At 60.1% G+C, this 13,158-nt stretch carries 16 protein-coding genes; 8 read left to right on the plus strand and 8 right to left on the minus strand.

The window, feature by feature from the left end; all coding sequences use genetic code 11:
• Positions 1 to 94: 94 nt before the first annotated feature.
• Together AC1RQB_RS22900 and AC1RQB_RS22905 are read right to left on the minus strand one after the other, a co-directional pair.
• Positions 95 to 700, minus strand: coding sequence for a pyridoxamine 5'-phosphate oxidase family protein (locus AC1RQB_RS22900; protein ID WP_063342801.1), 606 nt, complete (start codon positions 698 to 700; stop codon positions 95 to 97).
• An 18-nt stretch (positions 701 to 718) separates the two neighbouring features.
• Positions 719 to 1,204: a GNAT family N-acetyltransferase gene (locus AC1RQB_RS22905; protein ID WP_008071919.1), complete on the minus strand. Its 486-nt coding sequence runs from the start codon at positions 1,202 to 1,204 to the stop codon at positions 719 to 721.
• A gap of 141 nt (positions 1,205 to 1,345) precedes the next feature.
• Here AC1RQB_RS22905 and AC1RQB_RS22910 point away from each other — a divergent pair, with 141 nt between their 5' ends.
• The 3 genes from AC1RQB_RS22910 (at position 1,346) to AC1RQB_RS22920 (ending at position 3,528) form a co-directional block, all read left to right on the plus strand.
• The gene (locus AC1RQB_RS22910; RefSeq protein WP_063342802.1) at positions 1,346 to 1,771 is read left to right on the plus strand and encodes a YybH family protein; all 426 of its coding nucleotides are present in this window, start codon (positions 1,346 to 1,348) and stop codon (positions 1,769 to 1,771) included.
• A gap of 100 nt (positions 1,772 to 1,871) precedes the next feature.
• Positions 1,872 to 2,216 carry a YciI family protein gene (locus tag AC1RQB_RS22915; RefSeq protein WP_063342803.1) on the plus strand — a complete coding sequence of 115 codons (345 nt, stop codon included), beginning with the start codon at positions 1,872 to 1,874 and terminating at the stop codon, positions 2,214 to 2,216.
• A 76-nt stretch (positions 2,217 to 2,292) separates the two neighbouring features.
• Positions 2,293 to 3,528: an RNA polymerase sigma factor gene (locus AC1RQB_RS22920; RefSeq protein ID WP_063342804.1), complete on the plus strand. Its 1,236-nt coding sequence runs from the start codon at positions 2,293 to 2,295 to the stop codon at positions 3,526 to 3,528.
• A gap of 139 nt (positions 3,529 to 3,667) precedes the next feature.
• On the opposite strand, the gene AC1RQB_RS22925 is transcribed toward AC1RQB_RS22920, so the two are convergent.
• Positions 3,668 to 4,522 carry a LysR family transcriptional regulator gene (locus AC1RQB_RS22925; RefSeq protein WP_008071910.1) on the minus strand — a complete coding sequence of 285 codons (855 nt, stop codon included), beginning with the start codon at positions 4,520 to 4,522 and terminating at the stop codon, positions 3,668 to 3,670.
• Positions 4,523 to 4,611: 89 nt separating this feature from the next.
• Between AC1RQB_RS22925 and AC1RQB_RS22930 the strand changes: the two genes are divergently transcribed.
• Positions 4,612 to 5,049, plus strand: coding sequence for a multidrug/biocide efflux PACE transporter (locus AC1RQB_RS22930; protein WP_063342805.1), 438 nt, complete (start codon positions 4,612 to 4,614; stop codon positions 5,047 to 5,049).
• A gap of 107 nt (positions 5,050 to 5,156) precedes the next feature.
• On the opposite strand, the gene AC1RQB_RS22935 is transcribed toward AC1RQB_RS22930, so the two are convergent.
• On the minus strand, positions 5,157 to 6,179 hold the full coding sequence (locus AC1RQB_RS22935; protein ID WP_008071907.1) for a transporter: 1,023 nt from the start codon (positions 6,177 to 6,179) through the stop codon (positions 5,157 to 5,159).
• Positions 6,180 to 6,226: 47 nt separating this feature from the next.
• Here AC1RQB_RS22935 and AC1RQB_RS22940 point away from each other — a divergent pair, with 47 nt between their 5' ends.
• From AC1RQB_RS22940 to AC1RQB_RS22950, 3 genes are all read left to right on the plus strand, one after another.
• Positions 6,227 to 6,388: a hypothetical protein gene (locus AC1RQB_RS22940; protein WP_157893829.1), complete on the plus strand. Its 162-nt coding sequence runs from the start codon at positions 6,227 to 6,229 to the stop codon at positions 6,386 to 6,388.
• A 66-nt stretch (positions 6,389 to 6,454) separates the two neighbouring features.
• The gene (locus AC1RQB_RS22945) at positions 6,455 to 8,080 is read left to right on the plus strand and encodes a methyl-accepting chemotaxis protein (RefSeq protein ID WP_063342807.1); all 1,626 of its coding nucleotides are present in this window, start codon (positions 6,455 to 6,457) and stop codon (positions 8,078 to 8,080) included.
• 111 nt (positions 8,081 to 8,191) lie between these two features.
• Positions 8,192 to 8,626, plus strand: coding sequence for a hypothetical protein (locus tag AC1RQB_RS22950; protein WP_063342808.1), 435 nt, complete (start codon positions 8,192 to 8,194; stop codon positions 8,624 to 8,626).
• Here AC1RQB_RS22950 and AC1RQB_RS22955 read toward each other — a convergent pair.
• Together AC1RQB_RS22955 and AC1RQB_RS22960 are read right to left on the minus strand one after the other, a co-directional pair.
• Positions 8,623 to 9,801, minus strand: coding sequence for a GAF domain-containing sensor histidine kinase (locus AC1RQB_RS22955; RefSeq protein WP_063342809.1), 1,179 nt, complete (start codon positions 9,799 to 9,801; stop codon positions 8,623 to 8,625). The genes AC1RQB_RS22950 and AC1RQB_RS22955 overlap by 4 nt on opposite strands.
• A gap of 158 nt (positions 9,802 to 9,959) precedes the next feature.
• Positions 9,960 to 10,265, minus strand: a complete 306-nt coding sequence (locus AC1RQB_RS22960) for a PepSY domain-containing protein (protein ID WP_008071898.1) — start codon at positions 10,263 to 10,265, stop codon at positions 9,960 to 9,962.
• A gap of 158 nt (positions 10,266 to 10,423) precedes the next feature.
• On the opposite strand from AC1RQB_RS22960, the gene AC1RQB_RS22965 reads away from it, so the two are divergent.
• Complete coding sequence (locus AC1RQB_RS22965; protein ID WP_063342810.1) at positions 10,424 to 11,311, plus strand: sterol desaturase family protein; 888 nt, start codon at positions 10,424 to 10,426, stop codon at positions 11,309 to 11,311.
• A 1-nt stretch (position 11,312) separates the two neighbouring features.
• Here AC1RQB_RS22965 and AC1RQB_RS22970 read toward each other — a convergent pair whose 3' ends face one another.
• Together AC1RQB_RS22970 and AC1RQB_RS22975 are read right to left on the minus strand one after the other, a co-directional pair.
• A complete protein-coding gene (locus AC1RQB_RS22970) occupies positions 11,313 to 11,996 on the minus strand; it encodes a helix-turn-helix transcriptional regulator (protein WP_008071895.1) in 684 nt (227 codons plus the stop codon).
• The gene (locus AC1RQB_RS22975) at positions 11,997 to 13,124 is read right to left on the minus strand and encodes a glycerophosphodiester phosphodiesterase (protein WP_063342811.1); all 1,128 of its coding nucleotides are present in this window, start codon (positions 13,122 to 13,124) and stop codon (positions 11,997 to 11,999) included. It lies immediately after the preceding gene.
• Between the last annotated feature and the right edge of the window lie 34 nt (positions 13,125 to 13,158).

The raw sequence follows: 13,158 nt of genomic DNA on the forward strand, positions 1-13,158 counted from the left end.
CCCCCCCCCCCCCCCCCCCCCCCCCCCCCCCCCCCCCCCCCCCCCCCCCCCCCCCCCCCCCCCCGCTCCCACATTGAATGGTGGTGTCAGGTGATCAGTAGAGGCTATCTCGCACTCTCGCCGGTGCTTCCCGGTCATACGTCTCGGCATCGAACTGTCCATCGTTCAGGCGCTTGTGAAACGCCCCGGCGGTCGGCAGGGCAGAGCGTTCGAGGTGTTTGTGCGGGTTCCACAGATCCGAACGCACAATCGCTTTCGAGCAGTGAAAAAACGCCGCTTGCACCGTCACCAGCATCACCGTGCGCGCCGGTTTGCCATTGACTGCAAAACTCTCCAGCAACTCGGGCTCGGCGCTGATCTGCGCCGTGCCGTTGACCCGCAGTGTCTCGCCGATCCCCGGGATGATGAACAGCAGCGATACTCGCGAATCGACCACGACATTGCGCAGCGTGTCGATGCGGTTGTTGCCCGGTCGATCCGGAATCGCCAGCGTGCGTTCATCGACGATCCGCACGAACCCCGGCGTATCGCCACGCGGCGAGCCGTCCATGCCGTCGGGGCCGACCGAGCTGATTATCACCAGTGGCGAGGCGCGGACCATCGCCTGATAGTCCTCGTTCAGAAACGGGATCTGCTTGCGCACCGCGCGGTCATGGGGCAGGCCGTAGATCGCTTCCAGCGCTTCGATTGAATTCAACATCGTTCATCCCTCTACGAATCAGAAAACCAGCCCCATCCGCCGTTCATAACCGATCCGGCCTTTGTACGCTTCGCCGCTGTCGACAAAGCCATATTTGGCATACAGCGCGATGGCCGACTCATTGTCTGCATCCACCGACAACTCCAGCCCTTTGATTTGCGGCCAGGCCTGGCGCGCAACCTCGGGCAGGGCTTGCAGGCAGGCTTTGCCATAGCCTTTGCCCTGGGCGCGGCGATCGACTTGCAGGGCGTGCAGGGTGGCGCTGTGTTCATCGGCCCAGGCCGGCAACACCGGCGGGCGCTTGAGCAGCAGGAAGGCCACCGGAACATCCTCCACCAGCAGGGCAAAACCTTTGACGCCTGGCCCCGGCTTGGACAGCAAAGTGTGCAACGCACCATGAATGTCGCCGGAGAATTTGATTTGTTCGGCGTGGATTTCGATGGCCTCGACCTGTTGGCGCTGCAGGGCGTTCAGGCTTTCGTAAGGCACGAGTCGGGCTGTCACTGGAGTGTCCTTTTTCCAACGGAAATGAGCCTCGGATTCTAGCGAATTTGCTCCCGTGGATTATTTTTATTTCGGTTGTCGATTTGGCTGTTCGTCAGACGACTAAGGGTGTCTTCAACAAAAAAAACACGGAGAACCATCATGAATGCTCAGACACAAATTCATAACCTGATCGAGAACTACCGCCAGGCAGTCATGGCCAAGGACGTGGAAAAGGTCATGGCCCTGTACGCCGACGACATCGTTTCCTTCGACGCGGTCAAGGCCCTGCAATTCAAGGGCAAGGCGGCTTACCGTGCGCATTGGCAGGAATGCATGGAGATGTGCCCTGGCCCGCACATTTTCGAGTTCCACGAGATCGACATCGTGTCGTCGCAGGAGATCGCTTTCGCTCACTGGCTGGCGCATTGCGGCGGCACCAATGAAAAGGGTGAAACCCAGGCCTGCTGGATGCGCGTCACCGCGTGCTACCGCCAGGAAGCGGGGCTATGGCAGATCGTCCACGAACACTGGTCGGCGCCGTTCGACATGACAAGCGGCGCGGTGCTGTTCAACCTGGAACCCTGATCGTCGGGCTGATCGTCGGGAAAGGGCGCCAAAATGCCAATCCGCAGCCATAGTTGATCCGTTCGATCAGGGCACAGTCCCCAAGAAATGGAGAGCCCCCATGAAGTATTTATGCCTGGTCTATAGCAATGAGCAGGAATTGCACTCGCGGCCCGAAAGCCCCCAGGACGCCGAGTGCATGGCCTACGCCGAATCGATCCAGGGCAGCGGGCGGATGATCGCCGCCGAAGCGCTGGAGTCGGTACAGACCGCGACCACCGTGCGTATGCGCAACGGCAAGATGTCGATCACCGATGGCCCGTTCGCTGAAACCAAGGAGCAGTTGGCCGGTTTCTACCTGATCGATGCCAAGGACCTCAATGAAGCCCTCCAGGTCGCCGGCAACATCCCGGCGGCCCGGGTCGGCTGTGTCGAGGTGCGGCCCGTTCGCCAGCTCAATCCCTGAATAACCGTCACAACAGGAGTTCTTTCATGAGTCCGCAACCCGTGCAACGAAAGCCCGTCGAAGGCATGCCGCACTGATGCCCGGCGAGTCGGTACGGGCGCGAGTCGAGCAGGTCTACCGCGAAGATTCGCGGCGGATTCTGGCGACCCTGATCCGTCTGCTCGGCGATTTCGACCTCGCCGAAGAAGCGCTGCACGAGGCGTTCTTCGTCGCGGTCGAACGCTGGCAGCGTGACGGTGTGCCGGACAATCCGCGCACCTGGCTAGTGTCCACCGGGCGTTTCAAGGCCATCGATGTGTTGCGCCGGCGCGCGCGTTTTAACGCGTCCCGGCCGATGTTGATCGCTCAACTGGAAGAGCTGGAGCAGGCTGACTGGAGTGATGAAGATGTGGAAGACGATCGCCTGCGGCTGATCTTCACCTGTTGTCACCCGGCACTGGCGGCGGATGCTCAAGTGCCGTTGACCCTGCGCGAAGTCTGCGACCTGACCACCGAAGAAATCGCCCGGGCGTTTCTCTCGGCGCCGGCCACCATCGCCCAACGCATCGTGCGGGCCAAGGCGAAGATTCGTGACGCGAAAATCCCTTATCAGGTGCCCACCCTGACGGAACTGCCCGAACGTCTCGACAGCGTGCTGCGGGTGATTTACCTGGTGTTCAACGAAGGCTACTCGGCGTCTATCGGTAACGAATTGACCCGCGAAGACCTGACGCGCGAAGCGATTCGTCTCGGTCGGTTGTTGATGGAATTGCTACCCGAACCGGAGGTGATGGGGCTGCTGGCGCTGATGCTGTTGCATGAGTCCCGGCGCCCGGCCAGAACCTCATCAAGCGGTGAACTGATTGTGCTGGATGAACAGGATCGCTCGTTGTGGGACGCCGAGCTGATTGCCGAAGGCTGTGCATTGGTGGAACGGGCGCTGACGACGCGGCGTTTCGGGCCTTATTGCCTGCAAGCGGCAATTGCGGCGGTGCATGCTGAAGCACCGACGGCCGCGGAGACGGACTGGCCGCAGATTGTCGGTTTGTATGACGTGCTGCTGCGTGCCGTGCCGTCGCCGGTGATCGAACTCAACCGCGCGGCGGCGCTGGCCAAGCGCGATGGCCCGCTGGCCGGGTTGATGTTGATCGAAGGAATTCTAGCGCGGGGCGAATTGCTGGATTACCACCTGGCGCACTCGGCGCGGGCAGAGTTTTACCGGCAGTTGGGGAGGGTGGAAGAGGCGCGAGCGGCGTATGAGCGGGCGCTGGAATTGACGCAGCAGGTGCCGGAACGGCGGTTTATCGAGGGGCGGCTCAGGGCGTTGGAGTGATCATAGATGTGCAGCGCGGCAGTTGGCCCCATCGCGGGCAAGCCCGCTCCCACAGTGGATTGATGATGTGCACAAAATCTGTGTCCGACGCAGAACCCTGTGGGAGCGAGGCTTGCCCGCGATAAGGGCCGCAGGACCTTCACTCCAGCATCTTGCTCAATAACCAACTCCCCGCCGGCCCCGGCGGGTGCAGCCGTGACCACAGCGCATCGACGTACACCGCTTTCGGCCAGCCGCGCACATTCAGTTCCATCAATGACCCGGCCCCGAACCGCCCCACCAACCAGCGGGGCAACGGTGCCCAGCCGAACCCGCCTTGGGCCATTTCCAGCAGCATCAGGTAACTCGGTGCCGACCAGACGCGCCCCTTCGCCCGGCTTTCGTACGGATTGACGATTGTCGCCAGACGCAGCTCGCGGTGCTGTTGCAGCACGTCTTGATCGATTGCGTTCAGCTTCGCCAACGGGTGAGCGTGGGACACGAACAGGGCGATTTCCGTGCGCTCGTCCACCGTTGAACTGACCAGGTCTGGTGGGTAGCTGTCCTGCATCTCGGCGAAGGCGACATGCGCTCGACCGCGTTGCACCAGTGCCACCAGGTCATCGCATTCGGCGATCAGGCATTCCAATTCCAGGTCCGGATAACGCTGCTCGAAAGCACTGAGCGCCGCTTCAAAACGGTCGGACTGGTAAGTGTCGGAAATCGCCACGGTCAGCTTCGGCTCGACGCCTTGGGACAGCTGGCTGGCGGTCATTTCCAGGCGGCTGGTGGCGGCCAGAATCTCCTCGGCCCGCTGCAACATGACGTGCCCGGCCGGGGTGAGGCTCGGCTTGCGGCTGCTGCGGTCGAAGAGGGCAAGGTTCAGGTCGATTTCCAGGCTGGCCACGGCGGCGCTGATGGTTGACTGGCTGCGACCGAGCTTGCGCGCCGCGGCGGAAAACGAACCTTGAGTCGCCGCCTGGACAAACGCCAGCAGCACTTCGTGGGAAGCCATGAACTATCGCCTTGATCGATGGTTATTGGTTATGAAGTATCGGTGTGATCACGGATCATGGCAACCACAGTCACTCAGGGAGTCTGGCCATGAACGCCAACAAATCCATCACTGAACGAATTTTCCAGGCCATCGGTTTCGAACTGCTGGCGATATTGATCTGTACCCCGCTGCTGGCCTGGATCATGGACAAACCCATGCTGGAAATGGGAGCGGTCACCATGGCCATTGCAGCCCTTGCGCTGGCCTGGAACGTGGTCTTCAACGGCCTGTTCGACCGGTTGCTCAAGCGCTTTGCGATTGTGCGTAACGCTTGGGTGCGTGTGGTGCATGCGCTGTTGTTCGAAGGCGGCCTGGTCGCGTTCGGCGTGCCGTTGATTGCCTGGTGGCTGAAGGTCAGCCTGTGGCAGGCATTCCTGCTGGACATCGGCGTGCTGCTGTTTTTCCTGCCGTACACCTACGTCTATCACTGGGGTTACGACGTGGTGCGTGAGCGGCTGTTGGTGCGCAGGGCTTGCGAGGTTTAAAAGCAAAGATCGCAGCCTTCGGCAGCTCCTACATTGATTGAGTACAACCATAATCACGGATGTACCCAATCGGCGTAGGAGCTGCCGAAGGCTGCGATCTTTTGATCTTAATAATCCTGCCGCTTGCGAAACGCCCAGCGCCCGGCAATCAGGGTAAACGTCGCGACCAGCGCCACCAGAATCCAGAACCCCTCCGGATCACCGGAAAGCGGCACGCCGCCGACGTTCATGCCGAAGAAGCCGGCAATGATGTTGATCGGCAGCGCCAGCACCGTGACCACGGTCAGGGTGAATAGCGTGCGGTTGCTCTGTTCGTTGAGGTTGGCGGCGATTTCTTCCTGCAACAGCTTGATCCGTTCACCGAGGGCCGTGAGGTCGTTGATGATCAGCGCAAACTCCTCGGTGGACTTGCGCAGCTCCTTGACGTCCTCCTTCTGCAACCATTGCGGCGGGCGATTGAGCAGGCGCAGCAACGACCCTGGCTCCAGCGCCAGCAAGCGTTGCAGGCGCACCAGCACCCGGCGGTTGGCGCCCAGTTCAGCGCGGTTGGTCGACAGGCGCGAAGACAACAACTCATCTTCGATCTGATCGACACTGAGGCTGGTTTTGCGCACGATCTGCGTCAGCACTTCGCCCTGATCGCGCAGCAAATGCACCAGCAGTTCCAGCGGTGAGCGAAAGCATTCACCGGCCTTCACCGAAGAACGCAGCTTGTCCACCGAGTGCAGCGGTTGCAGGCGTGCGCTGACGATCAGCCGACTGCGAGCACAGACCCACAGCGTCGAGACATCCGAGGAGACCATGCTGCTGAGGTTGAACACCACGTCGTTGACCACCGCCAGCAACGCCGAATCGACATGCTCGATGCGCGTCGAGCGAGAACCTTCGTGCAGTGCTTCGAAAAATTCATCGGGCAATGCCAGATGACTTTTCATCCAGCGCTCGCACGCGGCATGGGCCAGGTTCAGGTGCAGCCAGAGGAATTCATCACTGTCGTCCGGTTGTTGCAGGCAGTGCAGCGCCTTGGCCGAGTCGATCTCCCGGCCGCGCTCACCAGGGCGAAAACTGAAACCGTAAAGCAGGCCGAACAGGTCGGAATCGCGATGGCGCTGGTCAATGCTGTGGTTCATGAGGTCTCGCTGCGAGGAAGCGCCTGTCGCGGGTTTCACAGGTTCACTTGAGCCTCATCATCGCAACGCAACTTGAAGGTTTTGTGACGGTTGGACAGCGCCGCAAATCTACCTTCTACCGGTCGTCGGAGAGCGCTCAAGAAAGGCCCTGGCGCGCCGATGAGGCTGATGTCGATCTTCCGATTCTGGTGGTGAACCAGCGTCGCTGACAGGGATGTCCAGACATCTTGCATGCCCCTTGGGCGTGCCTTATCCCTGTCATGAGATATCACTCGATGTTTTTGCAAAAATCCCTGAGAGCGCAAATCCTCGCGCTGTTGAGCGGCAGCCTGTTGGCGATGTTGCTGATCGCTTTGGCTTGCTTTCACTTCCTGTCCAATGGCGTTCAGAACTACGCGAACCTGATCGAAGGTCCGTTGCACACATCGCAATTGATCGATGAAGCCAACCTGCAATTCAAGGTGCAGGTTCAGGAGTGGAAGAACGTTCTGCTGCGTGGCAAGGAACCTGCGAACCTGGACAAATACTGGAAGCAGTTCGAGGACCGCCAGCGCGACGTGCAGGGCATCCTCGGTGAACTGGCCGGGCAGAAAGGCATCGAGCCGCAACTCAAGACCCGCATCGAACGCTTGCGTGAAGAGCATCGTGTATTAGGTACGGCCTATCAGAAAGGCCGTGATGCCTACGTCGCTGCCGGCGCTGATCCGACGGCTGGCGACAACGCGGTCAAAGGCGTGGACCGTGCAGCCAGTGAACAGATGAGCGAGTTGGTCAGCGAGTTGCGCAAGCAGGGTACCGAGCAATCGAAGCTGATCAGCGCCAGCGCCGATCAGACGGTGTGGTTGGGGATCATCGTGATGCTGGTGTCGGGTCTGCTGATTGGCCTGTTGAGTCTGTGGCTGGTCAACCGCAACCTGGTGGAACCGATCCGTAAACTGATCGACTACGTGGCGCAGCTCAGCCAAGGGCGCTTCGCCGAGCGCGTGGCCAGCACCCGTCAGGACGAGTTGGGCAACCTGGCCAAGGCCGCCAACACCTTGCGCGATTTCCTCGCCGAAACCTTCAGCCGTTTGCAGCGCAGCGCGACGGATCTGGACAGCGCCAGCGGCGAGTTGAACTCGATTGCCGGCCTCATGGCCAGCGGTACCAACGAGCAATTCAACCGCACCGATCAGGTGGCCACGGCGATGAACGAAATGTCCGCCACCGCGCAAGAAGTCGCGCGTCACGCAGCCGACGCGGCACGTGCGGCCGATGACGCCGACCAGTCCGCCCAGCAGGGCGAAAAAGTCATGCAGGGCACCATTCACACCATCACCCAAATGCGCGGCGAAATCGCCAACACCGCCACGGTCATCCGTCGTCTGGAAGCCGACAGCGGGCGCATCGGTAAAGTGCTGGAAGTGATTCGCGGCATCGCCGAACAGACCAACCTGCTTGCACTCAACGCCGCAATCGAAGCGGCCCGTGCCGGTGAAGCCGGGCGTGGTTTTGCGGTGGTCGCCGATGAAGTGCGCAGCCTGGCCCAGCGTACGGCAGCGTCGATCATCGAGATCAACCAAATCATTCAAACCGTGCAAACCGGCGCAGTGGACGCGGCCCAGGCTATCGAAAGCGGTCAGTCGCGCAGCGAAGAAAGCGTCGAGCAAGTGACCCAGGCCGGCGCCATGCTCGAGCGCATCACCCATGCCGTGGAAGCCATTCGCGACATGAACCGCCAGATCGCCACCGCCGCCGAAGAACAGACGTCAGTGGCCGAAGACATTTCGCGCAACCTCACCGAAATCACCAGCATCGCCAGTACCAACCTGGACAACGTGCAGCGCACCGAAGCGGCCAGCCACAATCTGCATGGCTTGTCGGGGCAGTTGAATGAAGTGACGGCGCGGTTGAGCGCCTAGTGAAATGGGCTGTGTATTGGTTCGGTTACCGAGTCGGTACACAGTCACTCTCAAGTTCGTGCCGCGCCCGTCGATCACGGATTTACCCAAACGCCACATTGGATAAATCTCATGGTCAGCATCAGTTCCGTTTCGATCAACCAGACCCTGTCGACCTCTTCAAGCAAAGTCGCGATCAACGACAGCACCGAAGACACCTCTGTCGCAGCGACGGCTGAGGCGTCCAGCGATACCACCAAGGTTGCCGCTGGCGGTGCACCCGCATCGAGCGACAGCAGTTCCACCAGCAGCGAATCCGATACGGTGAAACAACTGCGCAAGCAGATCGCCGAGCTGCAAAAGCAATTGCAGGAACAACAGCAACAACTGCAAGCGGCCCAGGCCAAGCAGGAAAGCGCCGAAGCCAAAGCTGCGAACGTTGCGGCGGCTCAATCGCAAGTTGCGGCCACTTCGGCTTCGTTGCAGACGGTGACAGCGGCGTTGTTGCAGGCATTGCAGGATGAGGGTGGCAGTACGTCGGGTTCGGTGGTCAGCACCACCGCTTAAGCCCGTGAGGGCAAGCTGAAGGTGAACGTCGTGCCCTGTTGCTCGGTCGATTGCACCTCCAGTTTCCCGCCATGGGACTGCGCAATCTGACTGGCAATGTACAACCCCAACCCGAGGCCGACCTGCGGTGTGCCGCCGGCTGGTTTCGAGTAGGGCAGGAACAGATGCGGCAGCGCATCTTCGGCAATCAGCCCCTGGTTCTTCACGCTCAACACAAAGTGTCCATCTTCGACCTGCGCACTGACCTCGACCGGGTCATCGGGAGTTCCGTGGACAACGGCATTCGCCACCAGATTGGATAGCAATTGCGCGACCCGTTCGCGATCGCAATGGATGTTGCTCAGGTCGCCAATCGACGACTGAATGATGCGTTTTGGGTGAATGCTCTGGATCTCGGAAATCACATGCCGCAATGCGTCCGCCAAGTCCGGGCACGGCTCAATGTTCACCGGGATGCCTCGGCCCAGTGAACCCCGCGCGAAGTCCAGCACATCGTCCACCAGTTTGGTCGCCCGTCGAGCGCTGGTGAGGATGTGCCGGGCCCGTTGCTCATTCGCCGGGTCGGAGACTTTGCGCAGGAGCATTTCGGCGCCGGCGCTGATGGAAAACAAGGGGTTGCGCAGGTCATGGCCGAGCACGGCGATGAATTGTTCACGCATTTCGGCGGTTTGGCGTTCCTTGATCAGCGCCGTTTCGGTTCGTTGCAGGTTTTCTTCGGCCTCGATCTGTAGCGCGAGCATCCGGGCGAACGATTCCATGGTGCTCTGGATCGTGCTGGACTTGAGCGGCGCCGGATTGGGATCAAGGGCACAAATGGTGCCGAAAAAGCGTCCGTCAGTGCGCAAAATCGGCACGGCAATGTAGCTTTCGAATTGATAGGTGCTGGGTGTGTGGTGATCGCGGTAGAGCGGATCCTCACTGGCTTTGTCGATGATCACCGAGCGGTGGCACTGGCGCACTTCGTTACACAGGGTGGACACCAGGTCCAGTTTGTCGCCCACCTTCAAACCTAAATCCAGTCGATCAAGCACCGCGCAGGCAGTCCAGGAGTCTTCGGTAACACGGGCCACCGCGGCGAACCGCAAACCGGTCAACTCACTGATCACCCGGAGAATCGCCGGCACCGCGCTGATCCGGCCGATTGTGGCGATGTCTGCTGCCGCTGTTTGCCCCATATCCTTGGTTCTCTGCTTCAACATGCCAAATGGTTTTGAGGGATTCTAGCGGGCTTGCGCGAATTGTCGCGGCTTCGTTCGTCGCCTCAGTCAACGGCCTGACGCCGAACGCAAAAAAGCCGCACGACCCGAGGATCGTGCGGCTTTTTGCAGATAAATCACTTGTCTTGTTTGTTGCTCAGAACCTTGCCGGTAGTGGCATCGAAGTCCACGTCCCACTCAGTGCCGTCAGCCAAGCGCAGTTCAACTTCGTATTCGTAACCGTTGAAGTGGTTATCCAGGTCGGTGTCGGTAATCGTGGCACCCGGGTGCAACTTCAAGGCAGCCTGGTTCAGTTCTTCCAGGGGTTTGATCTTGCCACTCTTGACCAACTCGGGGATCTGGTCGACACGAACGTCAGCCTGGGCCAGGCCAGCGGTGAGGGTCAGGGCAGCAGCGGTGAACAGGGCAGTTAAAGTTTTCATGAAGTTCTTTCCTTGGGTGAACTGTTTAAGTGGGATCAGGTTAGCTCGCGCAACTTAATTCACCCTTAAAAAACGTTTCGGGCTTCGATTGCGCCGTTTGTTCAATTCCGTCATCCCGACAATCTTTCATGCTGCGACCTCGATCAATGGAGGTGGTGATGAAATACATCTTTGCGCGGATCTATGCCCCAGCGTTCTGGGGCGGATTTATTGGGGCCAGCCTTTGGCTAACGGGAGTTGCCGGGTTAAGAGAGGGGTGGCTGTTGCCGCTGTTTCTCGCAGCCCTGGCCCTGTCGTTTCTGGCCGAATGGGCTTTACCCTATGAGGTTTGCTGGAATCGCTCGGTCGGTGATCGCGCTCGTGACATCGTTCACGGGTTGGTCAACGAGGCGTTGAATGCTCTCGGTTTGCTGGCGTTACCGGGCCTGGTGGCGCTGCTGTCGTTCGACGGGGCATGGCCAAGGGGGTGGCCGCTGTGGTTGCAACTGGCGCTGGCGATTTTCATCGCCGACGCCGGTCTCAGCTTGATGCACTACGCCAGCCACCGCGTGCAGTGGTTGTGGCGTCTGCATGCGGTGCATCACAGCGTTCAACGGCTATACGGCTTCAATGGCTTGATGAAACATCCGTTGCATCAACTGCTGGAAGCCTCTGCGGGGCTGTTGCCGTTGTTGCTGCTGGGCATCCCGCTGGACGTGGCGGCACTGCTGGCATTTGCCATCGCCATCCAGTTGCTGCTGCAACATTCCAATGTCGATATGCAGCTGGGGTACTTGCGCTGGATATTCGCCTGGGCGCCGGTGCATCGCTTTCATCACATGAAATATGGACGGGCCGGCGACGTGAATTTCGCCTTGTTCTTCAACCTGTGGGACTGGCTTCTGGGGACCGGGTTCTACACGGCGGATTATGAAATCCGTCAGGGCGACCTGGGCATCGGCAGCCGACCAGACTTCCCTCGGGACTATGTAGCGCAACTGCTGGACCCGTTCGGGCCGGTGTCGTTGAGCAAAGAACCCTCGGTACCTGAGCCGTTGCGGCGCTGAATCAAGCCAGTAGACGAAGATCGATGTGTTGCAACGCTTGGCGAGCGGTCACGCCGAAGAGCTTTTTCAGACTCCGGGAGAAGTGCGCAGAATCGGCAAACCCGGCCTCGTGCGCGGCGTCAGTCACGGCGCTGCCGGCCAGGATCAGCACCATCGACAGCCGCAGTCGCCGCCATAGCACCAGCCTGCGCACAGGCAGGCCGAGGTGGCTGGCGAACAGCCGTTGCAATTGACTTAAGGACAGGTGTGCCTCGGCAGCCAATGCGCTTGCCGGCACCTTGGTCGTCAGCAACCCGTCGAGGGTGGACAAGGCGCGCTCGATCCGAGGATCGCCAAGGGATCGGCGTGGACAATGGCGAACGGCGTGGTCGAGGCTTTCAAGGGACAATGCGGCCTTGAAGACGACGTTGTTCAGCACCTGGTTGTCGAACATGAGTGGTTCTGCATAGACCGTGAACACCACATCCGGCGCCTCGACAATGGAGTGGCAGATTTGAGAGGGGATGAATAGGCGATGGGCCGTTTGGTTCACGCCGTCGAGATTGACGGTGACCGGTCGATCAGGGGCCAGGATCAGTTGATGGGCGTAATGGGCATGGGGCGCAGTGCGCCCCAGCTTTCCGTGGATCAGACCATAATCACGCCCTAACCACAGGTGGCCTGTCCACTCGGTATTTTGCGTCACTCAGTAACCGTTGTTCTGCAACAACTGCGCAACACTCGCCGCCGCCGGACGCTTATAGAACTTCAGCAGTTCGCTGGCGCGGTTGGTGAAGATGCCATCGACCCCCGCATCCGCCACTTTCTGATAATCCACCGCATCGTCGATAGTGTAGACATGCACCAGCAGGCCCTGATCGTGGGTGTACTGGTTCATCCACGGTTGTACCAGGTCGGAATAGCTCTGATCGCCACCCTTGGTCAGTGCGGCCGAAGGGCCGGTACCGATGGCGCCCTGGGCCTTGGCGTACTCGACCCATTGCTGGAATTCGGCTTTGTCTTTCGGTTCCTGCCTGGCGTAGTAGGTCGCTTTATCCTTGTCACCGGATTCGGCGAACGTCACTTTGGATTTCGGCTCGATGCTGCCTTCGCCCACCCACAGCAGCAGGATTTTCGGCACTTGCGGCATTTCCTTCTCAAGCAGTTCGAGGCTGCTCTTCTCGAAGGTTTGCAACACCACTTTACCTTTGCCCTGACCGACCGCCAGATTGCTCTTCGCCAGTTTTGAACCGGCCGGGCTCAGCCAGCCGCGGTCCTGGAGTTTCTCCTTGAGGTCGCGCTCGATGCCGGGAAACTGCTTCGGCTCTTTGGTTTCGATGTACAGGCCCGGCTTGTGCAACGGGTTGCCTTGGGCGATGTCAATGATTTCGTCCAGGGTCAGGATCTTCAGACCCGCGTAGCCCGGACGCGCGCGATCCGGGTAAGCGCGGTTGAACCAGCTGCCGGCATCCAGGGTTTTGAGTTCGGCGATAGTGAATTCGTTGGCCAGGCTGTCCTTGCGCTCAGGGAACTTGGTGGCGACATCCGTGGTGCGTTGCAGGTTGTTGTCGTGCAGGGCGAACAGCACACCATCCTTGCTGCGTTGCAGGTCCAATTCCAGGTAATCGGCACCCAGATCACGGGCCAGTTTGTAGGCCGCAGCGGTGGATTCCGGTGCATCGAAAGACGCGCCGCGGTGGGCGATCACCGCCGGGTGCGGAATGCCCAGACGGGTCGCCAGTGCGGTGGGGCCTGGTTCGTTGGTGGCCTGTGCCTGGCCGAGGCCGAGCATCAGGCTCAGCAGCAAGGCGCTCTTGGTGAAGTTAACAGGCATGCTCGAAGTCCTTTTGCGATGGGTTTTCAAAGAC

The sequence above is a fragment of the Pseudomonas sp. GW822-FHT02E03 genome (assembly GCF_058802325.1).

Coding starts and splice junctions, on each gene's coding strand:
- AC1RQB_RS22910 (WP_063342802.1), top strand. CDS start 1,346: ATGAATGCTCAGACACAAATTCATAACCTGATCGAGAACTACCGCCAG.
- AC1RQB_RS22915 (WP_063342803.1), top strand. CDS start 1,872: ATGAAGTATTTATGCCTGGTCTATAGCAATGAGCAGGAATTGCACTCG.
- AC1RQB_RS22965 (WP_063342810.1), top strand. CDS start 10,424: ATGAAATACATCTTTGCGCGGATCTATGCCCCAGCGTTCTGGGGCGGA.
- AC1RQB_RS22960 (WP_008071898.1), bottom strand. CDS start 10,265: ATGAAAACTTTAACTGCCCTGTTCACCGCTGCTGCCCTGACCCTCACC.
- AC1RQB_RS22925 (WP_008071910.1), bottom strand. CDS start 4,522: ATGGCTTCCCACGAAGTGCTGCTGGCGTTTGTCCAGGCGGCGACTCAA.
- AC1RQB_RS22955 (WP_063342809.1), bottom strand. CDS start 9,801: ATGGGGCAAACAGCGGCAGCAGACATCGCCACAATCGGCCGGATCAGC.
- AC1RQB_RS22975 (WP_063342811.1), bottom strand. CDS start 13,124: ATGCCTGTTAACTTCACCAAGAGCGCCTTGCTGCTGAGCCTGATGCTC.
- AC1RQB_RS22950 (WP_063342808.1), top strand. CDS start 8,192: ATGGTCAGCATCAGTTCCGTTTCGATCAACCAGACCCTGTCGACCTCT.
- AC1RQB_RS22920 (WP_063342804.1), top strand. CDS start 2,293: ATGCCCGGCGAGTCGGTACGGGCGCGAGTCGAGCAGGTCTACCGCGAA.
- AC1RQB_RS22945 (WP_063342807.1), top strand. CDS start 6,455: ATGTTTTTGCAAAAATCCCTGAGAGCGCAAATCCTCGCGCTGTTGAGC.
- AC1RQB_RS22935 (WP_008071907.1), bottom strand. CDS start 6,179: ATGAACCACAGCATTGACCAGCGCCATCGCGATTCCGACCTGTTCGGC.
- AC1RQB_RS22930 (WP_063342805.1), top strand. CDS start 4,612: ATGAACGCCAACAAATCCATCACTGAACGAATTTTCCAGGCCATCGGT.
- AC1RQB_RS22900 (WP_063342801.1), bottom strand. CDS start 700: ATGTTGAATTCAATCGAAGCGCTGGAAGCGATCTACGGCCTGCCCCAT.